The organism is Pseudalgibacter alginicilyticus (genome assembly GCF_001310225.1).
GTDB lineage: Bacteria > Bacteroidota > Bacteroidia > Flavobacteriales > Flavobacteriaceae > Pseudalgibacter > Pseudalgibacter alginicilyticus.
Map to the genome: position 1 here is coordinate 3,925,681 of NZ_CP012898.1, position 24,662 is coordinate 3,950,342.

30 protein-coding genes are annotated in these 24,662 nt (G+C 30.4%); 18 read left to right on the forward strand and 12 right to left on the reverse strand.

Translation table 11 applies throughout. From position 1 onward, the window contains the following. Positions 1-48 precede the first annotated feature (48 nt). The 4 genes from prmC to APS56_RS16350 all read left to right on the forward strand — a co-directional run bounded on the left by prmC (position 49) and on the right by APS56_RS16350 (position 4,553). Entirely contained in the window at positions 49-900 is an 852-nt protein-coding gene (gene prmC, locus APS56_RS16335; RefSeq protein ID WP_054730880.1) for a peptide chain release factor N(5)-glutamine methyltransferase, read from the forward strand. Continuing rightward, the gene (ligA, locus tag APS56_RS16340; RefSeq protein WP_054730883.1) at positions 893-2,890 is read left to right on the forward strand and encodes an NAD-dependent DNA ligase LigA; all 1,998 of its coding nucleotides are present in this window, start codon (positions 893-895) and stop codon (positions 2,888-2,890) included. Before prmC ends, ligA begins: the two co-directional genes overlap by 8 nt. Before the next feature lie 85 nt (positions 2,891-2,975). Then, the gene (locus APS56_RS16345; protein ID WP_054730886.1) at positions 2,976-3,683 is read left to right on the forward strand and encodes a hypothetical protein; all 708 of its coding nucleotides are present in this window, start codon (positions 2,976-2,978) and stop codon (positions 3,681-3,683) included. 111 nt (positions 3,684-3,794) lie between these two features. After that, positions 3,795-4,553, forward strand: a complete 759-nt coding sequence (locus tag APS56_RS16350) for a hypothetical protein (protein ID WP_054730888.1) — start codon at positions 3,795-3,797, stop codon at positions 4,551-4,553. Here the strand turns inward: APS56_RS16350 and APS56_RS16355 are convergent. After that, positions 4,539-5,453: a bifunctional metallophosphatase/5'-nucleotidase gene (locus APS56_RS16355; protein WP_054730891.1), complete on the reverse strand. Its 915-nt coding sequence runs from the start codon at positions 5,451-5,453 to the stop codon at positions 4,539-4,541. The two genes, APS56_RS16350 and APS56_RS16355, sit on opposite strands and share 15 nt — an antisense overlap. Before the next feature lie 11 nt (positions 5,454-5,464). Then, the gene (locus APS56_RS16360) at positions 5,465-6,160 is read right to left on the reverse strand and encodes a 5'-nucleotidase C-terminal domain-containing protein (RefSeq protein ID WP_349267630.1); all 696 of its coding nucleotides are present in this window, start codon (positions 6,158-6,160) and stop codon (positions 5,465-5,467) included. A 124-nt stretch (positions 6,161-6,284) separates the two neighbouring features. Here APS56_RS16360 and APS56_RS16365 point away from each other — a divergent pair, with 124 nt between their 5' ends. The 13 genes from APS56_RS16365 (at position 6,285) to APS56_RS16425 (ending at position 18,625) form a co-directional block, all read left to right on the forward strand. Further along, positions 6,285-6,815 (forward strand): DUF6913 domain-containing protein, encoded by a 531-nt coding sequence (locus APS56_RS16365; protein WP_054730897.1) that lies wholly within the window; start codon positions 6,285-6,287, stop codon positions 6,813-6,815. After that, on the forward strand, positions 6,805-7,686 hold the full coding sequence (gene dapA, locus APS56_RS16370; RefSeq protein ID WP_054730900.1) for a 4-hydroxy-tetrahydrodipicolinate synthase: 882 nt from the start codon (positions 6,805-6,807) through the stop codon (positions 7,684-7,686). The genes APS56_RS16365 and dapA overlap by 11 nt, the downstream gene beginning before the upstream one ends. 114 nt (positions 7,687-7,800) lie before the next feature. After that, the gene (locus APS56_RS16375) at positions 7,801-8,634 is read left to right on the forward strand and encodes an outer membrane protein assembly factor BamD (RefSeq protein ID WP_054730903.1); all 834 of its coding nucleotides are present in this window, start codon (positions 7,801-7,803) and stop codon (positions 8,632-8,634) included. Between the two features lie 5 nt (positions 8,635-8,639). Next, positions 8,640-8,966 carry a DNA-directed RNA polymerase subunit omega gene (locus APS56_RS16380; RefSeq protein ID WP_054730905.1) on the forward strand — a complete coding sequence of 109 codons (327 nt, stop codon included), beginning with the start codon at positions 8,640-8,642 and terminating at the stop codon, positions 8,964-8,966. 11 nt (positions 8,967-8,977) lie between these two features. Beyond that, positions 8,978-10,189 carry a bifunctional phosphopantothenoylcysteine decarboxylase/phosphopantothenate--cysteine ligase CoaBC gene (gene coaBC, locus APS56_RS16385; protein ID WP_054730908.1) on the forward strand — a complete coding sequence of 404 codons (1,212 nt, stop codon included), beginning with the start codon at positions 8,978-8,980 and terminating at the stop codon, positions 10,187-10,189. Beyond that, on the forward strand, positions 10,182-11,069 hold the full coding sequence (porD, locus tag APS56_RS16390) for a type IX secretion system protein PorD (protein WP_054730911.1): 888 nt from the start codon (positions 10,182-10,184) through the stop codon (positions 11,067-11,069). Before coaBC ends, porD begins: the two co-directional genes overlap by 8 nt. A 63-nt stretch (positions 11,070-11,132) precedes the next feature. After that, the gene (gene recN / locus APS56_RS16395; RefSeq protein ID WP_054730914.1) at positions 11,133-12,785 is read left to right on the forward strand and encodes a DNA repair protein RecN; all 1,653 of its coding nucleotides are present in this window, start codon (positions 11,133-11,135) and stop codon (positions 12,783-12,785) included. A gap of 45 nt (positions 12,786-12,830) precedes the next feature. Beyond that, a complete protein-coding gene (locus APS56_RS16400; protein ID WP_054730916.1) occupies positions 12,831-13,649 on the forward strand; it encodes an enoyl-ACP reductase FabI in 819 nt (272 codons plus the stop codon). 65 nt (positions 13,650-13,714) lie between these two features. Further along, on the forward strand, positions 13,715-14,716 hold the full coding sequence (locus APS56_RS16405; RefSeq protein ID WP_054730919.1) for a glycosyltransferase family 2 protein: 1,002 nt from the start codon (positions 13,715-13,717) through the stop codon (positions 14,714-14,716). A gap of 1 nt (position 14,717) precedes the next feature. Beyond that, positions 14,718-15,680, forward strand: a complete 963-nt coding sequence (locus APS56_RS16410) for a CdaR family protein (RefSeq protein WP_236778439.1) — start codon at positions 14,718-14,720, stop codon at positions 15,678-15,680. Further along, positions 15,677-16,270, forward strand: coding sequence for a dephospho-CoA kinase (gene coaE, locus APS56_RS16415; RefSeq protein ID WP_054730922.1), 594 nt, complete (start codon positions 15,677-15,679; stop codon positions 16,268-16,270). The genes APS56_RS16410 and coaE overlap by 4 nt, the downstream gene beginning before the upstream one ends. A gap of 71 nt (positions 16,271-16,341) precedes the next feature. Next, positions 16,342-17,916, forward strand: coding sequence for a sensor histidine kinase (locus APS56_RS16420; RefSeq protein WP_054730925.1), 1,575 nt, complete (start codon positions 16,342-16,344; stop codon positions 17,914-17,916). Positions 17,917-17,920: 4 nt separating this feature from the next. Next, complete coding sequence (locus tag APS56_RS16425; protein ID WP_054730927.1) at positions 17,921-18,625, forward strand: response regulator transcription factor; 705 nt, start codon at positions 17,921-17,923, stop codon at positions 18,623-18,625. 58 nt (positions 18,626-18,683) lie between these two features. On the opposite strand, the gene APS56_RS16430 is transcribed toward APS56_RS16425, so the two are convergent. Continuing rightward, on the reverse strand, positions 18,684-19,196 hold the full coding sequence (locus APS56_RS16430; protein WP_054730931.1) for a VOC family protein: 513 nt from the start codon (positions 19,194-19,196) through the stop codon (positions 18,684-18,686). 156 nt (positions 19,197-19,352) lie between these two features. On the opposite strand from APS56_RS16430, the gene APS56_RS16435 reads away from it, so the two are divergent. Then, a complete protein-coding gene (locus APS56_RS16435; protein ID WP_054730935.1) occupies positions 19,353-19,628 on the forward strand; it encodes a winged helix-turn-helix transcriptional regulator in 276 nt (91 codons plus the stop codon). Positions 19,629-19,786: 158 nt separating this feature from the next. On the opposite strand, the gene APS56_RS16440 is transcribed toward APS56_RS16435, so the two are convergent. The 9 genes from APS56_RS16440 to APS56_RS16480 form a co-directional block, all read right to left on the reverse strand. Continuing rightward, positions 19,787-20,497, reverse strand: a complete 711-nt coding sequence (locus tag APS56_RS16440) for an aromatic aminobenezylarsenical efflux permease ArsG family transporter (protein ID WP_054730938.1) — start codon at positions 20,495-20,497, stop codon at positions 19,787-19,789. Continuing rightward, positions 20,498-20,935 carry a nitrophenyl compound nitroreductase subunit ArsF family protein gene (locus tag APS56_RS16445; RefSeq protein ID WP_054730941.1) on the reverse strand — a complete coding sequence of 146 codons (438 nt, stop codon included), beginning with the start codon at positions 20,933-20,935 and terminating at the stop codon, positions 20,498-20,500. It abuts the gene before it with no gap. A gap of 18 nt (positions 20,936-20,953) precedes the next feature. Beyond that, on the reverse strand, positions 20,954-21,928 hold the full coding sequence (locus APS56_RS16450; protein WP_054730944.1) for a permease: 975 nt from the start codon (positions 21,926-21,928) through the stop codon (positions 20,954-20,956). Continuing rightward, entirely contained in the window at positions 21,921-22,328 is a 408-nt protein-coding gene (locus tag APS56_RS16455; RefSeq protein ID WP_054730947.1) for an OsmC family protein, read from the reverse strand. The genes APS56_RS16450 and APS56_RS16455 overlap by 8 nt, the downstream gene beginning before the upstream one ends. Before the next feature lie 8 nt (positions 22,329-22,336). Further along, positions 22,337-22,573, reverse strand: a complete 237-nt coding sequence (locus APS56_RS16460; protein WP_054730949.1) for a thioredoxin family protein — start codon at positions 22,571-22,573, stop codon at positions 22,337-22,339. Positions 22,574-22,625: 52 nt separating this feature from the next. Further along, positions 22,626-22,931, reverse strand: a complete 306-nt coding sequence (locus APS56_RS16465; RefSeq protein WP_054730951.1) for an ArsR/SmtB family transcription factor — start codon at positions 22,929-22,931, stop codon at positions 22,626-22,628. A gap of 144 nt (positions 22,932-23,075) precedes the next feature. Continuing rightward, positions 23,076-23,603 (reverse strand): cytochrome c oxidase assembly factor Coa1 family protein, encoded by a 528-nt coding sequence (locus tag APS56_RS16470; protein WP_157757696.1) that lies wholly within the window; start codon positions 23,601-23,603, stop codon positions 23,076-23,078. Between the two features lie 66 nt (positions 23,604-23,669). Then, complete coding sequence (locus APS56_RS16475; protein WP_054730957.1) at positions 23,670-24,326, reverse strand: alpha/beta hydrolase; 657 nt, start codon at positions 24,324-24,326, stop codon at positions 23,670-23,672. 1 nt (position 24,327) lies between these two features. Further along, a complete protein-coding gene (locus APS56_RS16480) occupies positions 24,328-24,660 on the reverse strand; it encodes a magnetosome magnetite crystal formation protein family (protein ID WP_054730959.1) in 333 nt (110 codons plus the stop codon). Positions 24,661-24,662: the final 2 nt, after the last annotated feature.

Below are 24,662 nucleotides of genomic sequence, written 5' to 3' on the forward strand. Positions count from 1 at the left end.
TATTTGAGAAATTATGATAACGTTGGCAAGTTGAAACAATAGATTTTAATGAAAGCGAAGGATATTAGAAACATATTTCATGCAGAATTAGATTCTTTTTTTGAAAAAGAAGAGATAGATAGTTTTTTTTACTTATTAATGGAGACTTATTATAGTATGTCAAGGCTTCAGTTAGCTATCGATTTGGGCTATTTTGTTGACAATTCTGAAGCTATTTTAAACGCGTTAGAATTATTAAAACAACAAAAACCGATACAGTATATTTTGGGTGAAACCGAATTTTATGGATTGCCTTTTAAAGTGAATACATACACTTTAATTCCACGACCAGAGACAGAAGAGTTAGTAGAGTGGGTACTTTCAAAAGTGAGCAATACAGATTTAGAAGTTAGTATTTTAGATATAGGTTCAGGTAGTGGTTGCATAGCTATTTCTTTAGCTAAAAACTTGCCAAAAGCAAAAGTTTATGCATTAGATGTTAGTAAAGAAGCTCTTAAAATAGCTAAAACAAATGCAGAGTTAAACAAAGTTAATGTTGAATTTATAGAAACTGATGTATTGAAAAATAAAATGTGTTGGGATTTTAAATTTGACATAATAGTTTCTAATCCGCCGTATGTTCGTGAACAAGAAAAAAGAGAAATGAAATCCAATGTGTTAAATAATGAGCCGCACTTGGCTCTTTTTGTGAAAGACGAAAATCCACTCGTGTTTTATAAAGCTATTTCTGAATTTGCTGTTCAAAATTTAACTAAAAAAGGCTTGTTGTTTTTTGAAATCAATGAGTATCTTGGAAATGATATGATTGCTTTACTTTGTGAAAATAATTTTCAAAATATAGAATTAAAACAGGATATCTTTAAAAAAGATAGAATGATAAAAGGTGAGTGGAATGAATAATATAGAATTAAAAATACATACACTGCGTAATGAACTACGAGAACATAATTATAACTATTATGTTTTGGATAATGCTACAATTTCTGATTATGATTTTGATATAAAACTCAAAGAACTTCAGGAATTAGAAATGAAGTATCCCGAATTTTTTGACGCTAATTCTCCAACACAACGCGTAGGTGGGCAAGTAACTAAAAATTTTGAAACCATTCCACACGAACATCGTATGTATTCTTTGGAGAATTCTTATTCAAAAGAGGATCTGCAAGATTGGGAAACTCGAATTAAAAAGTTAATAGATGGTGATGTTCAATATGTTTGTGAATTAAAGTATGACGGCGCTTCAATTAGTTTAACCTATGAAGATGGCAGATTGCTTAAAGCTGTTACCCGAGGCGATGGTTTTCAGGGAGATAATGTTACTGCTAATGTTAAAACTATAAAATCGGTACCCTTGCAGTTAAAAGGTGATTTCCCAGAAAAATTTGATATTCGTGGTGAGATTGTATTGCCGTTCGATGGATTCAATAAAATGAATGAAGAGCGTATTGAAATAGGGGAAGAACCATATAGAAACCCTAGAAATACCGCCTCCGGAAGTTTAAAACTACAGGATAGTGCCGAGGTTGCTAAGCGTCCATTGGAATGCTTGCTGTATAATTTAACAGGCAATAATTTGGGTGTTAATGCTCAGTTTGATGGTTTAAAGAAAGCAAGAGAATGGGGGTTTAAGGTGCCAGAAGCTGCTAAGTTGGTAAATTCTATTGCTGAGGTTTTAGAGTTTATAACGTATTGGGATGTGCATAGACATGATCTGCCTTATGAAACTGATGGGGTAGTTGTGAAAGTGAATGATTTGCAGCAACAAGAAGAGTTAGGTTATACGGCTAAAGCTCCCCGTTGGGCTATGGCTTATAAATTTAAGGCAGAGCGTATTTCTACAAAACTTAATAGTATAACTTACCAAGTAGGAAGAACAGGTGCTATTACTCCTGTAGCAAATTTGGAACCTGTAGAATTAGCGGGAACAAAGGTAAAACGTGCATCACTACACAATGCAGACCAGATTGCAAAATTGGATATTCGAATAAATGATGAAGTTTATGTTGAAAAGGGGGGCGAGATTATTCCAAAAATATTAGGGGTTGATTTAGGTAAACGTCCAGAGAATTCTATTCCAACACAGTATATTACTCATTGCCCTGAGTGTGGGACAGAATTGGTTAGGCAGGTAGGAGAAGCTCAGCATTATTGTCCAAATTACAATGGTTGTCAACCACAAATAATTGGACGTATTCAGCATTTTATTTCAAGAAAGGCAATGGATATTGAAGGCTTGGGAGGTGAAACAGTAGCGCTTTTAGTTAATCAAGGTTTAATTTCTAATTATTCTGATTTGTATGAATTAACCAAAGAGGTTGTGATACCTTTAGAACGCATGGCTGAAAAAAGTGCTGATAATTTAATTCAAGGTATTGAGCAGTCTAAAAATATTCCTTTTGAACGTGTATTATACGCTTTAGGAATTAGGTATGTAGGAGAGACAGTAGCGAAGAAACTTGTAAAACATTATAAAAGTATTGAGAAGATTGCAGAAGCATCACAAGAAGATTTAATTAATGTAGATGAAATTGGAATTAAAATTGCTAAAAGTGTGAATGCTTTTTTTGCTTCTGAAGAAAATATGTATATTATTAATCGTTTACAAGCCTTTGGTGTACAGTTAGAAATTTCTGCAGAAAAGCTTAAAAGTCAAACTAACAAATTAGATGGTCAAATTTTTGTGGTATCTGGTGTTTTTGAAAGTATTTCTAGGGATGAACTTAAAAAAATGATTGAAGATAACGGAGGTAGAGTAAGTAGTTCTATTTCATCAAAAACCAGTTTTATAATTGCAGGAGACAAAATGGGGCCAAGTAAAAAAGAAAAAGCAGAAAAATTAAAAATAAATATAATTGACGAGTATGAATTCTTACATAGATTAATATAAAATTGCATTTTGTCGATAAAATATGTTTTTTGACGTGTATTTTATTAAAATTTGTATATTTGTACTCTAACCATTAATTCAAGATATGTACAAGTCAAAATTACTAGTACTATTAATTGTCGTGATATTTGTACTTTTTGGTGTCTCTCAATTTTTAGGAAATGAGGCTTTAAGTTTATATAGTAGGGCGTTCATTTTACCTTTTATTACATTATTATACTTTGTTAGTGTAAAAAAGAAAACTATATTTTTTAGTTTGTTTTTAATTTTTTATTCAATTTCAGATTTACTCGAGTTAACAGAAAACTTAATTCCTTATTTTTTGTATTATTTTTCAGGTAATGTGCTTTATATTATGGCTTATGGATTTTTGTTGTTTGAAATTTGTAAATCTATTTCCTGGTTTCATCTATTTAAAAATTACAAAATACATATCATTGTTTTAGCAGCTTTAGACATTTATATAATTTATGTATTACAAGCAATAATTAATCCGGTTGCAGTGTATGATGATAGGTATTTTTTAGAGCTTATTTATAATGCTGTGTTGTTGCTATTACTTTCAAGTTCATTATTAAATTATTTTTACAGAGACAATAAAAAATCTTTGTTTTTGTTTATAGGATCTTTGTGTATTGTGTTTTCTGAAGTTATCAATGTTGCTTATCTATATATAGTTGAAACAAGTCTGCTTATTTTTATGTCTTCGTGTTTAGCACTTTCTGCATTTTATTTTTATTACCAACAATCAAATTTAGAAAATGAAAAACCTACTGGGTTGGTAACACAGTAATTTAAGATTATTCTTACTTTTTTGAGTATTTTTTATCGGTAAACTGTCGTTTTTTTTCGATGTAATTTATTTTTTTTATTATATTTGTATTAACCTACTTATACTATTAATTTGAAAAAATGGTTTGAAATCAGTTTTAATAAAGTGTTTTTTATCGCTTTATTGTTGCTAATAGCCTTAAATATTTTAGCTGTTATTAGTAATGATGTTGTGGTATCAGAATCTGTAAAAACCTTATTTGTACCTGTTTTTTTAATATTTTTCTTTCTTAAGAATAAGCTTTCAAATTTTATTTTTGCTTTATTTTTGCTTAGTTCATTTTTAGGGGATGCAGCTTTTGTTTTTGTTAGTAATATTGATTTAGAAAAAATATCTAACTTCTTGTATTTTATAAGTTACATCTGTTTGATTGTTATTATTATATCTGAAATTAATTTATTAAAAATTGATAAAGTTGTTGGTGTGTATTTATTATTAATAATGCTGATTAATGCGTATTTTTTGTTTATTCTATACAGTCTATTAAAAACAATTATAACAGATAGTGCAGAGGTACTTGTTTTTGCCTTAAAAAGTGCAGCACTCATTGTTTTGTTGTTTGTGTCATTTGCAGTCTATTTAACTAAGGAATCAAAGCTTTCTATTTTATTTTTAATATTGTCTATGTGTTTTTTATTTTCAGATATTATTAATTATGTAACTGTGTATTATATATACGATGGGCGTTTGGTATTATTAGAAAACGTTTCACATGCCCTTGGTATTTTCTTTTTATTTAACTACTTTGTAGAATTTAGTTTAATTAAAAAGGAAGTAAAGGAAAAACGGACTCTGCCTTCTGAAAATTTAATGGGCTTAAACAATAATTGAAGTACCATTGTAAACTTTATTTTTGTTAGTGTCAAAATAAAAATCAATCTTTCCAAGATTAAGGCCATAACAGCCTACTTGGTTTACTAATATTTCTTTTTCTAAAATATTTTTAACAACTGTTGGTTTTGATAAAAAAGTATGGGTATGTCCTCCAATAATTAAATCGATGTTTTTTGTTTTAGATGCCAGTGTAATATCGCTTATTTTTTGTGAATTATTTTTGTAATAATAACCAAGATGTGAAAGACAAATTACTAAATCGCATTGTTTTTCTTCTTTAAGAATTCTGGACATATCTTGAGCTATTTCAACGGGATTATGATATTTGGTTTCTTTGTAAAGCTTGCTATCTACTAAGTTTTTTAATTCAATTCCTAAACCGAACACGCCAATTTTGATACCATCCTTTATATATATATGATAAGGTTTAGTATGTGTATCTAAAATTGTATTTGAAAAATCATAATTTGAAATTACAAACTCAAACTTTTTATGAGGAAATTGTGCATACAATCCATCTATACCATTGTCGAAATCATGATTTCCAATTGTTGCAGCATCATATTTTAATTTACTCATAAGTTTAAATTCCAATTCGCCGCCATAATAATTAAAATAAGGGGTGCCTTGAAAAATATCACCAGCATCTAATAATAAGGTATTTGGATTTTCATTTCTAATAGATTCTATTAAGCTTGCACGTCTAGCTACACCGCCTTTATTAGCGTTTCTACCATCTTCAGGGCTAAAAGCATCAATATGACTATGTACATCGTTGGTGTGAAGAATGGTGATTTTAGTGGTTTTAACTGTAGAAAAAGATTGTAATCCAAAATGACCTAAAGCCATTAAGGTTGTTCCTGCTGATACTTGTTGTATAAATTGTCTGCGTTTCATGATATATAAACTTACGGGGTTTGGGTGTAACGGTTGTCAATCACTGGATTAATAGTATCTACTTTCTTAAAGTTATCAATTAGTGCATTTCGTATTTTATAGTCCAAAGGAAAAGCGCCTTCGTTGGGTTGGAAAAAAGTCATGCCATCACCCATATTATATAAATAGTCGCTTGTAGCAATGTAATAGGTTTTAGAGTTGTTAATAGGCGTTCCATTAACTAATACTTCTATGGCATTATAATCATTGTCTATTGTTAATTGTAACTGACTTGAAAATGGATGTGCCCTTTTTGAAGCTATTAAATAATTAATAATATCATTTATTTTACTTCCTTTTAAGCCAACTACCACGATGCTATTTTCAAAAGGCATAACAGAATAAGCTGTTCTGGTAGATACATTTCCTTTGGATATAATGGAGCGAATACCACCATGATTTAATAAAACAAAATCAATATTATGTCCAGTTCTTTTATTGAAAATAGGATTGCTTTCTTCAAAAACAATATCAGCCATTAAATTGCCAATTGCAGTATTAAATTTGCCGTCGGTTTTAGAGTAAGTACCCACAGCGTAAGCCAAGACACTATCCAGATCTTTTTCGATATGTTCTCTAAATGGTTTTATAAAAGCATCAATTTCAGAATTAGAACGTATGCTATCATTAATCGAAATTTGTTTGCCTTCAATCTTTATGATGTTCAATTTCTGTTGCTTACAACTTAAAAAAACAAGCATATTTAACAAAATAATTAAATGTGTAAACCTCATATTTAAAATCTATAATTTGATTCTACTTTTAGTACCTTTGCGGAAAGTTTAAAGGTAAATGATTTTAAGGGCTTTTAAGGAGAATTCAAATAAAAAATATTTAAACAATTTGTTGTCTAAACGTAAAGTTGATGTAATGGATGGCAAAATTGAAAGTTTAGGAATTATTTTGAATGTTGATGAATTAGCTGATTTTGATTTATTTAGAGCCATAGCTTCAGATTTAAAAGTGCATCCTAATAATTTAAAAGTAATAGCTTTTTCATCTAATGAAAAAGATGAATTTAATTCTTGGGATTTATGTTTTAATCCAAAGGATTTTGGCTGGAGAGGGTATATAAAAAATGTAGAATTGCAAGCGTTTTTAAATACCAAGTTTGATGCGTTGATTAGTTATTATACACATGAAAATTTAGAATTGAAGTTACTTACAGCTTCATCTAAAGCAAAATTTAAAATAGGTAATCTGCAAACAGATACCCGTTTAAATGATTTGATTATTAAAACCGATATAAAAGAATTTGAAGTATTTAGCGGAGAGCTTTTAAAATACTTAATGATATTAAATAAAATTAAAAATGAGCAGTAAATTTTTAGGCACTGGCGTGGCGTTAGTTACACCGTTTAAATCAGATTTAACTATTGACCGTGACGCATTAATAAACATTGTCAATTTTAATATTGATAATGGTACCGACTATTTAGTAATATGTGGGACAACTGGCGAAAGTGCTACTTTAACAAAACAAGAAAAAATAGACGTTGTTAAAATTATATCTGAAACTAACAACGGCCGTTTACCATTGGTTTTAGGAATTGGAGGCAATAATACCACTCAAGTAATAGAAGAAATAAAAACAACAGATTTAAACAACATTGATGCTATTTTGTCTGTTTCTCCATATTATAGTAAACCTACCCAAGAAGGTATTTATCAGCATTTTAAAGCTATTTCGGAAGCCAGTCCTGTAGATATTATTTTGTATAATGTACCAGGCAGAACCTCTAAAAATATTGAAGTTGAAACTACTTTAAGGCTGGCAAATGATTTTAAAAATATAGTAGGTGTTAAAGAGGCAGGAAATAATGTGTCGCAATATTTAGAGTTGATAAAAAATAAACCGGAAGATTTTTTAATTATCTCTGGTGATGATGATTTGGCATTAGGTATTGTGTTAGCAGGAGGAGCTGGAGTTATTTCTGTAATTGGTCAAGCGTTTCCAAAAGCATTTTCTGATATGATTCGATTAGGACTAAAGGGAGATGCAAAAACAGCATACAGCATTCATTTTAAATTAATGGATGTTATTGGTTATATTTTTGAAGAAAATAATCCCTCTGGAATTAAAGCTGTTTTTGAAGCTTTAAATTTAAGCCAAGATACTGTGAGATTGCCATTGGTGCCAGCTACAAATCAACTTAAAAGCAAAATAAACAGTTTTGTTAAGGCGTTTTACTAATGTTAAATATTACTTAAACCTATAAGTAACATGATTTCAACAATTACTTTAGCATTAAAATAATATTTTTTAAATCCATTTTAATAGCTTAATTTCGCAAACTGTTTTAAATACATGAATAAATTTTTTTACATATTACTAACACTCATCGTTTTAAGTTCTTGTAGTGAGTATCAAAAGGTTTTAAAGTCTGAAGATATTGCTTCTAAATTTAAAATGGGTGAAGAGTTTTACAATAACGAAGACTATGCTAAGGCTAATAAACTTTTTGCTCAAATTGTTCCTAATTATAGAGGAAAACCCCAAGCAGAAAAGTTAATGTACTTATATTCTAATTCATTTTATAAAATGAGAGATTATTATGTAGCTGGTTATCAATTTGAGCGTTTTGCTTCTAGTTATCCAAAAAGTGAAAAGGCTGAAGAAGCAGCTTTTTTAGCAGCAAAAAGTTATTATATGCTATCACCAGTATATACAAAAGACCAAACAGATACAAAGGACGCTATTGAAAAACTTCAAGAGTTTATTAATGTATATCCAAAATCAGAATACCTTGATGAAGCTAGTAAATTGGTTAGGGAGTTAGATTTTAAGTTAGAACAAAAAGCTTATGGTATAGCCAAGCAATATAATCACATATCCGATTATCCAGCTTCTATAAAATCATTCGACAATTTTCTTTTTGATTTTCCAGGATCATCATTAAGGGAAAAAGTATTGTTTTACAGATTGGACTCGGCATATAAATTGGCTATAAATAGTATAGAATACAAAAAGACTTTAAATGGTATTGTACATTTAAAGAAAGATCGTTTAGAAACGGCTAAAGAATATTACGAAGGTTTTAAGAAGTCGTATACCAGTTCAGAATTTATGGAAGAGGTAGACCAAATGGCCTTAGAAATAGAAAACGCATTAAAAGCATATAGCACTAAAGATAATATATAATAACAATGGATTTAAAAAAAACCAATGCTCCGGTTAACACCATGACTTACGATAGAAATCAAATTGATGAGCCAACTGAAAATATTTATGAGGCTATTTCTATTATTTCTAGACGTGCAGAACAAATCAATACTGAAATTAAAAAAGAATTGATTGATAAGTTAGAAGAATTTGCAACTTACAACGACAGTCTTGAAGAGATTTTTGAAAACAAAGAGCAAATTGAAGTTTCTAAATTTTATGAAAAATTGCCTAAACCTCATGCATTAGCAGTTCAGGAATGGCTAACTGACAAAATTTACTTCAGAAATACTGAAGAAGATAATCAGTAATACTTTTACAAATGTCAATAATAAGCGGCAAAAATATACTATTAGGCGTTAGTGCTGGTATTGCCGCTTATAAAACAGCTTCACTTGTAAGGTTATTTGTTAAAGCTGGCGCACACGTAAAAGTGGTTATGACGCCAACTTCTAAGGAATTTGTAACACCTTTAACCTTATCAACCCTTTCAAAAAATCCGGTATATTCATCTTTCACAAATGAAGATGATGATAACTCCGTTTGGAATAGTCATGTAGATTTAGGCTTATGGGCAGATATATTTATTATAGCACCAGCTACAGCAAATACCTTGTCTAAAATGGCAAATGGAGTTTGTGACAATCTCCTTTTAGCAACGTATTTATCTGCTAAATGTCCTGTGTATTTTGCTCCTACGATGGATTTGGATATGTATAAACATGAAAGTACACATAAGTCTTTTAATGTTTTAAAAAGCTATGGAAATATTATGATTCCTGCAACGAGTGGAGAATTAGCAAGTGGTTTGGTAGGAGAAGGAAGAATGGCGGAGCCAGAAGATATACTTAGTTTTTTAGAAAACGATATTTTAGATAAACTACCGCTTCGTGGAAAAAAAGTATTGATAACTGCAGGTCCTACCTATGAGGCGATAGACCCGGTAAGATTTATAGGAAATCATTCTAGTGGGAAAATGGGGTTTGAAATAGCTAAATCAGCAGCAAATTTAGGAGCCGAAGTTGTTTTAATTAGCGGACCTACACATCAAAAAGTAACGCATGGTTTAATACAAGTTATTCCGGTTGTTAGTGCAGAAGATATGTACCATGAAGCTCATAAATATTTTCCGGAAACTGATGTGGCTATACTATCAGCCGCAGTTGCTGATTTTAAACCAAAACAAATTGCTGCTCAAAAAATAAAAAAGAAAGAATCTGCGTTAACAATAGAGTTAGAGAAAACAAAGGATATTTTAGCCTCATTAGGGACTATTAAAAAACATCAATTTTTAGTTGGTTTTGCTTTAGAAACGAATAATGAGCTTGAAAATGCTAAAGACAAACTAAAAAAGAAGAATTTAAATTTAATTGTTTTAAATTCGTTGAACGATAAAGGTGCTGGTTTTAAGACAGAAACTAATAAGGTTACTTTTATTGATGCAAAAGAGTTTATAACTGAATATCCGTTAAAGTCAAAAGCTGCTGTTGCCAACGATTTATTGTTAGAAATTATAAAACAAATTGATGCGTAATATTGTAACAATCTTTTTATTGTGTTTTAATGTTATTGGTTTTTCACAAGAACTGAATGGCAACGTGGTCGTGAATGCTAGACAAACGGGTGATGAAAATATTCAGGTTTTTAAAACTTTAGAAAAACAACTTAATGAATTTTTAAACAATACCAAATGGACCAATAGAACTTTTGCTGCTCAAGAACGTATCAATTGTAATATGGTTATTAGTATTACTGAATATAGTGGGGAGTCTTTTTCAGGAACTATTCAGGTTCAATCTACGCGACCTGTGTATGGTTCTTCATATTCAACGCCTATTTATAATATTAATGATAAAGATTTTTCTTTTAGATACTTAGAATTTCAAAATTTAAGTTTTAGTCCGAATCAATACGAATCTAATTTGGTTTCGGTCATTGCTTATCATGTATATATAATTCTTGCTTTAGATGCAGAATCATTTGCTAAAGGCGGCGGTGATCCTTATTTTAATCAGGCACAAACAATTGTAAATTATTCACAGCAAGAAAATTATAAGGGTTGGAAATTGTCTGACGGATTGCAAAGCAGATTTGTATTAATTGATAATATTTTGTCTCCAACATTCAAAGAATTTAAAGATGTTATGTATACTTATCACAGAGAAGGATTGGATGTTATGAGTGATAATCCAAAAGCAGGAAAAGAAAATATTGCAGCATCTCTAAATCAGTTTGTAACTATGAATAGTCGCAGACCAAATTCTTTTTTATTGCGTACTTTTTTTGATGCTAAAGCAGATGAAATTGAGCAGGTTTTTTCTGATGGTCCTAACGTGAATATTGCCAAAGTTAAAGAAAATCTTCAAAAAGTAGCTCCAATGCACTCAGCAAAATGGCAAAACATTAAGTTTTAAAATATCATCATATAGAAATTCAAAGGGCTTATTTAAAATTGAAATAGAAAACGAATTCAAAAAATGCTAACCTCATTAACCATAAAAAATTACGCCTTAATTGATAACCTTCAAGTAGGTTTCAATAATGGCTTATCTATTATTACTGGAGAAACAGGTGCAGGAAAATCTATTTTACTTGGTGGGTTATCTTTAATTCTTGGTAAACGTGCCGATTTAAGTAGTTTAAAAGATACCTCACAGAAATGTATTATTGAGGCAGTTTTTGATGTTTCAAATTACAATTTGAAATCACTTTTTGAAGCTGAAGATTTAGATTATGAATCTAATACGATCATTCGTCGGGAAATTTTGCCATCAGGAAAATCTAGAGCTTTTGTAAATGACTCTCCTGTCAATTTAAGTAGTTTACAGCTTTTGGGAGAGCGTTTAATTGATATACATTCGCAGCATCAGACCTTGCAAGTGGTTAGTAATGATTTTCAATTTCAGATTATTGATGCTTTAGCAGATAATGAAGAAATTCTTCAAAATTATAAATCAGAATTCAAAAAATATAAATCCCTTCAAAAAGAACTTAATGAGCTTTTAAATTTTCAAGCTGAAGCTGTAAAAGAGCATGATTATAATTCGTTTTTATTAAATGAATTATTAGAAGCTAATTTGGTTGCAGGTGAATTGGAACAATTAGAAGAAGAGCATGAAACTTTGAATAATGTGGAGGCGATAAAAGAAAAGTTGTCTATGTCGTACCAACTATTAAGTGATGAGCAAATAGGGGTACTACCAACATTAACAGAGTTAAAAAACAACCTTCAAAAGTTAAAAGAGTATTCACCAAAATATGATGATTTATTTCAACGGGTACAGAGCAGTCTCATTGAAATGGATGATGTTTTTGGCGAATTGGATGTTCTTCAAGAAAATTTGGAAGCCGACCCAAAGAGGTTGGAACTGGTTAATGCCAAGTTGCAAGTGCTCAATAACTTGATGCACAAACATACAGTGAGTGATATTTCCGAGTTAATTCAAATTAAAAATGATTTGGATGAAAAAGTTGCAGTAACTGAAAATTTAGACACTTCAATTCAAAAAAAGCAAACTGAAATTGATGAAAAAGTTGCAGTTCTAAATACCATTTCAAAAAACATTCATGACAAACGTTCCAAAGCCATTCCTCAACTTTCAGGACAATTAGAAACAATTTTAGAAGGCTTAGGAATGCCAAATGCTCAGTTTAAAATAGATTTAACAGTAAGTGATCATTTTCAGTCAAATGGAAAAGATGTCTTATCATTTTTATTTTCAGCAAATAAGGGTGGGAATTTTAATGAGTTAAAAAAAGCAGCTTCGGGTGGTGAACTATCAAGAATTATGTTAGCAATCAAATCTGTATTAGCAAAATATATTCAGTTGCCTACTATTATGTTTGATGAAATTGACACAGGGGTTTCAGGTGAAATATCGAATAAAATGGGTGATATTATGTTGGAAATGAGTCAAACTATGCAAGTGTTTTCTATAACTCATTTACCACAGATTGCAGCCAAAGGACATTCACATTTTAAAGTGTTTAAAGAGGATGTTAATGAGGTAACACAAACTAATTTAATTAAGTTAAATCACGATGAGCGTATTGTGGAAATAGCACAAATGCTTGGTGGTATTGAAATGTCAGATTCAGCTATTGCTCATGCAAAAGAATTATTGAATTAATTAGTATCTTTGAACGCTAAATAGCAAATAAACAAACCAAAAAATATGTCATATAATTTATTAAAAGGAAAAAAAGGAATCATTTTTGGAGCATTGGATGAAAATTCAATTGCTTGGAAAACTGCCGAACGTGTTCATGAAGAGGGCGGTACATTTGTTTTAACCAATGCACCGGTAGCGATGCGAATGGGACAAATTAATGAATTGGCTGAAAAAACAGGTTCTCAAATTATTCCTGCAGATGCTACTTCTGTTGAAGATTTACAGAATTTAGTTGAAAAATCTATGGAGATTTTAGGTGGAAAAATTGATTTTGTATTACATTCTATAGGAATGTCTATTAATGTTAGAAAAGGCAATCATTATACCAATCAAAATTATGATTGGACTCAAAAAGGAACTGATGTTTCGGCAATGTCTTTCCATAAAGTTATGCAAACACTTTATAAAGCTGATGCAATGAATGAATGGGGAAGCATAGTTGCTTTATCCTATATGGCTGCGCAGCGTGTGTTTCCAGATTATAATGATATGGCTGATAATAAAGCTTATTTAGAAAGCGTAGCCCGTAGTTTTGGATATTTTTTCGGTAGAGATAAAAAAGTAAGAGTCAATACCATTTCACAGTCTCCAACACCAACAACTGCTGGTAGTGGAGTAAAAGGTTTTGATGGGTTTATTGCTTATGCGGATAAAATGTCGCCACTTGGTAACGCTACAGCTTTAGATTGTGCAAACTATACAGTGTCTTTATTTAGTGATTTAACAAAGCGTGTTACTTTGCAAAACTTATTCCATGATGGTGGTTTTAGTAATATGGGAGTAAGTACAGCTGTAATGGAAACGTTTATGAAAGAAGAATAAAATATTTTATAATATTGAAAGATGAGCCACCCGTAAAACGGTGGCTTTTTTGTTACATTTGTGCTATGCAATTACAGTTTTCATTCATTATACCCGTATTTAACCGTCCAGACGAAGTACATGAGCTCTTGCAGAGTTTTGAAGCTTTAAAAACGAATGTGGAATATGAAATAGTGATTGTTGAAGATGGTTCTTCAATTCCGTCAAAAAGTATTGTTGAACAATTCAATTCACAATTAAATATATCTTATTATTTCAAACCCAATTCAGGACCTGGTGATTCTAGAAATTTTGGGATGCAAAAAGCAAGGAGTAATTATTTTATTATTTTAGATAGTGATTGTATACTTCCTGATAATTATTTGACAGAAGTTGTTAAGAGTTTGAATGTTGAATATGTAGATTGTTTTGGAGGTCCAGATGCTGCACATCAATCGTTTTCAAATATTCAAAAAGCCATTAATTTTTCCATGACTTCTTTTATAACCACAGGCGGTATCAGAGGGAATAAAAAGAGTGTAGACGAATTTCAGCCCAGAAGTTTTAATATGGGTATTTCAAAAACAGCCTTTATGGCTTCCAAAGGTTTTGGTGTTATTCATCCAGGAGAAGATCCCGATTTGTCTATCAGATTAAAAAAATTAGGCTTTAGTATTAAGTTAATTCCAGAGGCTTTTGTATATCATAAACGACGTATTTCATGGTCTAAATTCTATACACAAGTTTATAAGTTTGGATTGGTCCGTCCGATATTAAATGCATGGCATCCAGAAACTAAAAAAATCACCTATTGGTTTCCAACCTTGTTTTGTTTGGGTTTTATATTAGGATTGGTATTATACTTTTTGAATTTTAAAATCTTATTTCTGCTGTATGTATTTTATTTTTTCGCAGCTTTTATATTGGCTTTGTTCTCAACCAAAAGCATTATTGTAGCTTTATATTCTTTGTTGGCTATTGGGATACAGTTTTTGGGGTATGGTTATGGCTTTATTAAAGCTACCATAGCAGTAAATGTTTTAAAGAAAGTACCAGAGAAACATTTTCCTAAGTTATTTTTTAAATAGTATGATAAAAATATTAAAATCTAAAATAATTAGGGAGTTTGAGAAAGGTAAAATCAATGTGTTTTTACTGTTTTTACTATTGTCATTTACAATTTTAATTTTTACTAAATTATCAAAGCAATACACCAATACCATTGTTTTTAAGATAAATAAAATTCATGTTCCAGATGAAGTGGTTATTTTAAATGATGCAGATGCTAATCTACATATTACATTAAAAACACATGGATTTGGCTGGCTTAAATATTATTTAAAACAGCCGACAATTACAATTGATTTTGCCGAAGAAGTAAGTAAAACGCCTACTAAATTTATCTGGCAAAAATCAAAAGTTTATTTAAATAATACCCAATTTGGTAAACAGGAAGAAATATTGAACATTTCTCCAGACACTTTATTGTTTAATTACGATAATAATATGGTTAAAAAGGTGCCTGTAATTCTTAATTCGAATATTCAATTTAGTCCTGGATTTGATGTTTTTGATGATTTAGAAACAAACCCCGATTCTGTGGTTGTTATTGGAGCTGAAGAAATAGTCACTAAAATAAAACATATAGAAACAGAATTATTAACATTAAATGACGTTAAAGGAGAAATCAAGAAGTGGGTGGCTTTAAAACTGCCTCAAAAAAACAACGAATTGAAATTTTCAGATAAATCAGTTTTATTAAAAGCAAATGTAGAACGATTTACAGAGGGGGTTTTAAAACTTCCAATTAATATCTTAAATATTCCAGAGGGATTGTCTTTAAATTATTTTCCTAAAACAGTAAATGTAACTTTTTATACTAGTTTGGATAATTTTAAGGGTATAACACCTAAAGATTTTAAAGTGGAGTGTGATTTTGGTAATGTGTCACAATCGCAATCATTTTTAGTTCCAAAATTAGTGAAAGAGCCAAAAGCTGTAAAAAATGCTAGACTGAATGAACAACGAATAGAATTTATTATAAAAGAATGATGGTAGTAGGGTTGACAGGGGGTATTGGTAGTGGAAAAACAACAGTAGCCAAAGCATTTTTTGCTTTAGGTATTCCTGTTTATATTGCTGATGATGAAGCAAAAAAATTGATGCGTACATCTAAAACCATTAAACGAAAACTTATTACTCTTTTTGGGGAAGAAGCGTATATTGATAATGAATTAAACCGCCCGTTTTTAGCTGATATTATTTTTAATGACAAAAGTTATTTAGAAAAAATGAATGCCATTGTACATCCGCGTGTTGCCAGACATTTTAATAAATGGTTATTAAAACAAAATAGTCCTTATGTTATTAAAGAAGTTGCTATTTTATTTGAAAATGATGGGTATAAGAATTGTGATGTAGTGGTTACTGTGGTAGCTCCCAAATCATTGAGAATTAAGCGACTGTTAGAGCGAGATACTACAACCGTTAAAAAAATTGAAGCTATTATGGCCAATCAATGGACAGACGAAGAGAAAGTAAAGTTATCAGACTATGTTATTGAAAATATAGATATGGAAACTACAAAAAATCAGGTAAAAAACACCCACCTTCAAATCCTTAAAAAATCTCAAAAAAGATAAAATTTTAACATTTTTGTTAATGTAAGGTTAAATGGTCATAGCACTAAATGTTAAAATGTTAAATTTGAACAATGAGCAAAAAAATATTTGTTATGTTGGTGTTGTTGATGAGTTTATCACTCATCGGAATCATCTTTGTTCAAGCATATTATATTAATGATGCTGTTAAAAATGCTGATGATCGTTTTAATCATAATGTAAAAACAGCTTTGGTGTATGTATCCAATACGGTTGAAAAAGACGAGTTAGCTACATATTTTGAGAAATTTCAGACTTTAGTAAGAGACAAAAAAGAAGTTGATTCTACATCTGTTTCTCAATTATTTATATATCAGCAGAACAACGATACCAAGGAAACAATTATATATAAAAATGGTATTTTAAAGGAAAATTATAAGTTATCCTCATCGCTCTTTGACATTGGTTTAGACAGTATTGATTTTAATAGTATCATAGGAAGTTCTAGTACAGAAATTTATAAAAATATTGAGTTTTCAGAAAAAAACTCAAATCAAACACCTATTTTAAATATTATTAATAGTGGGCGTTTGATGGAAGCTCAAAAATTGGATTTTGAGAAAAATTTTAAGGCTATATCTAAAAGAACACCTATTCATAAACGTGTTTCAGGTGAAGAGATTGAGTTTCTACTTGCTAAAAAATTGGCAGAATTTGATATTGATATCGATTTTGAATTTGCTATATATAGTAAAGATTTAGCAACAAAAGTACACAGTGAAGAGTTTGATTACAATGAGTCATCAACCTTTAGTGTCCCTATGTTTTATGATGAAAATAACCAAAGTACCTATCGCCTTTTGGTGAATTTTCCAGGTGATAAAAAGTTTATTTTATCATCTATGATAGGGATGATTTTGTTATCTTTTATTTTTACGTCTATTATTATTATAGCTTACACGGGAGCACTTTATCAGCTTGTAAAACAGCGTAAAATAGCTCAGATAAAAACCGATTTCATCAATAATATGACGCATGAGTTTAAAACCCCAATTGCTACTATCAATTTAGCTTTGGATGCTATTAAAAACCCTAAAATTATTGAGGATAAAGAAAAGGTTTTGAGATACCTTGGTATGATTAAAGAAGAAAATAAACGCATGCATGCCCAGGTTGAAAATGTGCTTAGAATGTCTAAACTAGAAAAGAATGAACTAAATATTAGTAAGGATAAAGTAGATTTACATGACTTAATAGAAGAAGCTATTACGCATGTTGAATTGATTGTTGAAAATAGAGAAGGCTATATAAAACCTTATTTAAAAGCAGAACGAGATACTGTTTTAGCTAATGACTCACATTTTACAAATGTTATTGTAAATGTTTTAGATAATGCTATTAAGTACTCGCCAAATGCTCCAAAAATTGAGGTGTATACTGAAAATGTAGGAACAGATATTTTATTAAAAATTAGAGACCACGGTAGCGGCATGAGTAAAGCGGCTCAAAAACGGGTGTTTGAAAAATTTTATAGAGAGCATACCGGAAATATTCATAATGTAAAAGGCCATGGCTTAGGTTTGGCTTATGTTAAAAGAATTGTAGAAGACCATCAAGGTCATGTATCAGTAGAAAGTGAATTAGATAAAGGAAGCACATTTACCATAAAGCTTCCATTAATATCGTAATAATATGGAAGTACAAGAGAAAAAAATTTTATTAGTAGAAGATGATCCAAATTTTGGAACGGTTCTTAAAGATTATTTAATGATGAACGATTATGAAGTAATTCATGCAAAAAACGGTATGGAAGGCTTTGAGAAGTTTAAAAAAGATGATTATGATTTGTGTATTTTGGATGTTATGATGCCTTATAAAGATGGCTTTACATTAGCAAAGGAAATACGCGAAAAGAATAAAGACGTACCTATTATATTCTTAACAGCAAAAGCGATGAAAGAGGATGTATTGAAAGGTTATAAAGTAGGAGCAGATGACTATTTAAATAAGCCTTTTGATAGCGAGGTGTTATTAATGAAAATTAAAGCAATTATTCAACGTAAGGCTACCGAAACTATTTCTGATAGTAAACAATTTGAGTTTAAAATTGGTCATTTCGATTTGAATTCTAAATTGCGATTTTTAAAATTTAAAGGAGGTGATCCTGTCAAACTATCGCCAAAAGAAAATGAATTGTTGCGATTATTAGCATTGCATGAAAATGATTTAATGCCAAGAGCTTTAGCATTAACAAAAATATGGAGGGATGATAATTATTTTACCTCTCGTAGTATGGATGTATATATTGCCAAATTGCGAAAATATTTAAAATTAGATGAACGCGTAGAAATATTGAACATTCACGGTGAAGGTTTTAGACTGGTTGTGAATTCTTAATCATTTAATTTATAGAATAAAAAATCCAGCATTATGCTGGATTTTTTTTATAATGGTTTTATTTAGCATAAGCACCCGAGGAGTATGTCAATTCATAACTATGGGTGTAGATTTCAAAAACAATTCCGAAAGGATCTTCAACATAACACATTTTAAAAGGTTTATCTTCTGGATAATACTCTCTAATAGGCATTCTTTGTTTGCCACCATATGATACGATTTTATCAATAAGTGCTTCAATATTTGGATCCTGAACACAAAAATGAAATAACCCTGTGTTGAATGGATTAAATTCTGGTGCTTTTTTATTACCCTGCGGAAAGGAAAATAATTCAACGCCAATACCATCTGAAGTGGCTAAATGAGCAATTTCAAATTCTGTCCAATCGTTACCAAAAACATCAATACACATTTGTCCAATAGCTGTTTCTGTTTCCTTTTTAACTTTAGAAGGTTCCATAATAACATACCAGCCCATGACTTCTGAATAGAATGTAACAGCTTCTTTTATATCAGGAACGGTTATTCCAATATGTGAAAATGATTTTGGATAATTTTTATTTGTTGTCATAACGTATAATTTAGACAGCAAAAATAGTTTATATTTGCTTTATATACAATAACTTACAAAAAAGTAGTGTAGTTACCTAAATGAGTAAAATATTGATTATTAATATATTAAATTGTTATTTTGAGTAAAAAAATTAACTGTCCTTTAAATTATACTATGAATTTAATAGGAACAAAATGGAAACCTTTAATATTATTTCACCTATTAGAAGCTGATTTGCGTTCGGGAATATTGCAAAAAAAAATACCAGATATCTCAAATAAAATGTTTACACAAACTGTTAGAGAATTAGAAAAGGACGGACTTATATTCAGAAAAGTATACCCTGTAGTGCCTCCAAAAGTGGAATATGGTTTAACCAGAAGAGGGCATTCTCTTGAAATTATTTTAAGAGGTTTGGATGCATGGGGTAAAGATGATTGTAATATTTAAGTTGTCTCTCTGATAGGACTAAAATATGAACAATGTATTTTTTCATTAAGTAGATATTTACCAATCTCAAACTTTAATAGTAATGTCAACCTATACAATTAAATTATTTTAGTTTGTTGATAATTAACGTATAATCATTGTGGAGTTCTGTTTTAAATTTATTTCCATAGGCCTATAAAAATAAAAACATAATACAAGCCTGTAATTATAAAAACAACCCCAGCCACATGACGCATTATTTTTTCAATTTTTGTAATTCGGTTATAAAACACACCAACTTTTCCAGCAGTAAACGCTAATAAGTAGGTGAATAAAATAACCGGAAGCCCCGTTCCAAAGGCGAAAATGACTGGTAAATAAAGCCCATCTACTGAGGCAATAGTCATGGGAATAAGCATACCAAAAAATAAAGCTCCACTATAAGGACAAAATGCTAAGGCAAAAATAATACCTATCAAAAAGGAACCTAATAAGCCCTTATCTTTGAATTTTTCAGATATTTTTTCTTCAAAATTTGACTTTCCTAAAAAATTAAGCTTGATAACATTCAGCATAATTAAACCAATTATTATAAGTAAAGGGCCTAAATATTTTTCACCATTTTGATTGAAAAATCTAGCAATATGAAACTTACTGGCACCAAAATATAAAATTAAACCAATAACGGTATAACTAAAGCCGCGTCCTAATGAATATAATAATCCACTTAAAAACACTTTACGTTTGCTTGAAATATTTTTAGATATAAAAGCGGTTGCAGTTATATTAGTAGCCAAAGGACACGGACTAATGGCTGTCATTAGTCCGAGTATTAAGGCTGATAGAATCGGGATGTTATAATTTTCTAAAAGCGATTGTAAAAAATCCATTTACAGTGTTTTTAGTTCTTTATCAATTTTGGCTTTTAGCTCTTTAGAAAAAACACCTTGGTTATTTCCGTTCATAAAAGCAAATTCGGTTAAGTCAATTTTAGTTTCATTACCGTTTTTAATTATATTTAAAATTAAAGCGGTACCGGCAGCTTCAAATTTTTCAGCAATTTTTTCGTTTTCTTTTTTATCTACATTAATAGTTTGGAAGGTAATTTTATCTGATTTCAACTCATCTGAAAAATACGTTTCCAAAGTGAATTTTGTATTTGCTTCTATGGCATTGCAGGTCATACATCGGTGTGTAGAATGGAAATCAAAAACCTCTATTTTAGAAGTCGTTTCGTTTAAAGATTGATTGTTACTTTTTTTTTGACCATTGCATGCAGTAAACATAAAACTGATGGCTAAAACTGTGATAAACTTAATTGTGTTCATTTTTTATTGATTTATAGGTTATAAAATGATATTAAAGAGAAATCCTGAAAGGATGATACAGAGCGTAACAACTCCAAAAAAGATAGCAATTAATTTGATGGACATAACTTTTTTAAGCAAGGTTGCCTCGGGAATGGATAAACCAACGGTTGCCATCATAAAGGCTATGGCGGTACCCAAAGGCACACCTTTGGCAACAAAAACTTGAATAACGGGAACAATGCCTGCTGCATTAGCATACATGGGTACTGCAACAATAACGGCAAGTGGTACTGTCCACCATTCACCACCACCTAAATAGGTGTTAAAAAAGTTTTCAGGAACATAACCGTGCATGGCAGCTCCAATAGCAATACCTATGATAACATATAGCAGAACCCCTTTTACTATATCCCAAGCACTTTGAGTAATTTCAGGTAGTCTTTGTTTAAATGTTCGTTTTTCTTCTGTAAATTCAGTTTGTTGTATTTTATTATCAAGAATCTTTTTAACCCAATCAGAAAGTAAAGGTTCAAGTTTAAACTTACCTAAAATCCAACCACCAAGCGTACCTAATAAAATACCAGAAATAGCGTAAATTAAAGTAGCCTTAACGCCAAACATACCAAGAAACATGGCAACAGCAACTTCATTTACTAAAGGCGAGGTAATTAAAAAAGAAAAGGTGACACCTAATGGAATGCCTCCCTGTACAAATCCTATAAATAGCGGTACAGAAGAGCAAGAACAAAAAGGTGTAATGGCTCCGAATAATGATGAAAAAAAGTATTCTAAGCCGTAAAGTTTTTTTCTGTTTAGGTAGTCTTTTAGTTTATCAATGGGGAAATAAGTATTTACAATCCCCATAATAAAGACTATAATGAAAAGTAGAATTAGAATTTTTAGTGTATCATATACAAAGAAATTTAGAGCTGTTCCCAAATGTGTTTCTGCTCCAACTTTGAAAACCGAATATATCAGCCAATCAGCAAAGTGTTGTAACCAATCAAACATTTTCAATAATTTTAATAGTTCCAGAAATAGTGCAAGACAGTTTTACAGTGTTGTAAATGGTGCCAAATTTTTCAATGTTTTTTTTTAGTAAGTCCATATTCAATTTTTTATCGTTGCTGTATATACTTAAATTGTAAATAATGTTACTTACTCTAGGAGGACTATTCAAACGTGTTGCACGAACATCAACCATTGCTTTCGAGTAGTTAAAATTCATCATTTCTGAAAAACGCTCCACATTTTTAAGTATACAAGCAGCTATAGATCCTAAAAATAGCTCTGCTGGATTTGCTAAGGTTTCTGATGTTTTTGAAGTGGTTCCAAAATTGATATTTGATTCCTTTATGTAAATATTAGCGTCTCTATTTGAAATAGAAGACGCTTTAATTTGGTAATTCATGGTATACTTTACTTTAAAAGAGCCAATACTTCATCTTTAGATGGCACTCGACCTTTTATGGTTATGTCACCATCAATGACAAGAGCAGGAGTAATCAAGATATGGTACTTCATTATTTCCATGATATCATCAACTTTTTCGATGCTCGCATCTATGTTATTTTCTGTAACTACACTTTTTACAACGCCTGTCATTGTTTGACATTTAGGACAACCTGTTCCTAATATTTTAATTACTTTACTCATAATAAATTATAATTTGTTTATCGCCAATAAACGATATGATTATTAAAAAATATCACTCAAAAAACTGCTGAAATAATGATTTTGCAGCTTGCCAGTTGTTTTGATTGATACAGTATTTTATTTTAGGCGGTTTTAATTCTCCTTGAATTAACCCTGCATTTTTTAATTCTTTAAGATGTTGAGAAATTGTAGACTGAGCCAATGGAAATACATCCATCAAATCACCAGTAAAACAACAGGATTGGTTTTCAAGATGTTTTAAAATGGCTACACGTGTTGGGTGACTTAAGGCCTTGGCATATTTTGCTAATGCTTCGGTGTCTGCTTTGTATTCTATATGTTCTAAACTTCTATTCATATTTCTTATCGCAAATGTACGATGTGTTTTTGAGTTAAAATGTGACTTTTGTCACTTTTGGTTATTTTTTGATTTTTTATATGGGGAGTGATAAATGGTTATGGACTATACCACAGTTTGTATGTTGTATTAGTGTTTTTTTAATTATTTATCAATTATTCTCCAATCTGTATCAATGCTCTTTTGAGCTGAAAAACTCATTTCTTTATATTCTTTTTCACCTTTCAAGAGTAATGTGAAAGTAGCATTTCCACTTTCTCCACTATTATTTCTTTTAGTATTTATTGTTCCAATAGGTAATGCAACAATACTGTTTATTTGTCCAATCTCATTTATTAATTCTATATTGACTTTTAGGTGATTTTCTATAGTTTTAAGAGCGTCAGAATTATTAAAAATGATATTAATTAATACAAACATACCAATATTTACAACAATAAGAACTTTTCCAATTATCAGTACAGTCGTTGATTTTGCTTTGGATTTTCTTTTTTTTGATTCATAATTTAAAACAAAAAATATTCCCATTAAAAATATAATACCGCTTAAATACAAACTTTCCCAGAAGAAATAGATGGGGATTATTCGGCAAATTATTCCGTAAAAAAACATGGCTACAGCAAATAATAATGTCAGTTTAGAGAATAAGTTTATTTTTTTTAGGATGGCCATTATAAATGTTTTCTAACATGTTTGTATACATGAAACCAAATGAGGTTTTTTTAACTATTTTAATTATTAAATTTTAGTATTGAGCCATTCACGGAACTCATAAAAATTTTGTGGTGCTACGCCATGTCCTACAGGAAATTCAGCGTAACTATTTTTAATATTAAGTTCGGATAAAAATGGTGTTGCTTGCCTTGCCCAATCTACTGGAATTACTTGGTCTACACTACCATGCGAACAATAAAAATCTAAATTTGAAAAGTTATTGTTTTCAAAATCTTTAGCTAAAATATCCTTATTTAAATAACCACTTAGGGCTACAACATTTTTTACTTTTTCAGGGTAAGATAAGGCTACGGCATAGCTTAAAATACAGCCTTGGCTAAAGCCTAACAGTGACACATTATCTCTATCTACAGGATATGCTTTAACAGCTTCATCTATAAATTTAGCAATTAAATCACGAGATTCTTTAGCTTGTTCATTATCGCTCCATTTACCTTTTTCTGCATCAAAGTTGATAGCGTACCAAGCATTTCCAAAGGGTTGCATTGGGTAGGGCGCTTTGACGGATATGATAAAAAATTCTTCGGGCAATTCGCTCGCAAAAGAAAACAAATCGTTTTCATCACTGCCATAACCATGTAGCATAATTAATAAAGGGGCATTAGCAGTAAGCTTAGATTTACGTATGATATGTTTGAGTGAAAGTGTGTTGTTTGTCATATTAATTTCCTATGCTTGCAAACCATTTTTGAAATAAATGTCCTAAAATTGGGACTTCTTGGGGTTTTCCCATAACGGCATGAATAAAGCCATAAATAAATAGTATACCAAAAAAGAACCAAAAGCCTAAGGTAGCAAACCAATTATCGAATCCGCTAACCAACCAAGCTAATACAAAGTAGGTAAGCCATAAACCTAAAGCTTGTCTTGTATGAAAAGATGTAAAAGCATTCTTTTTGTCGTTGTTCATAAAAAAAGCAATAATAGTTCCAATAATGGTTAGGTAACTAATAATTGCCAGTCCTTTTCCTTCTTCTATATCTTGATTTGTCATGA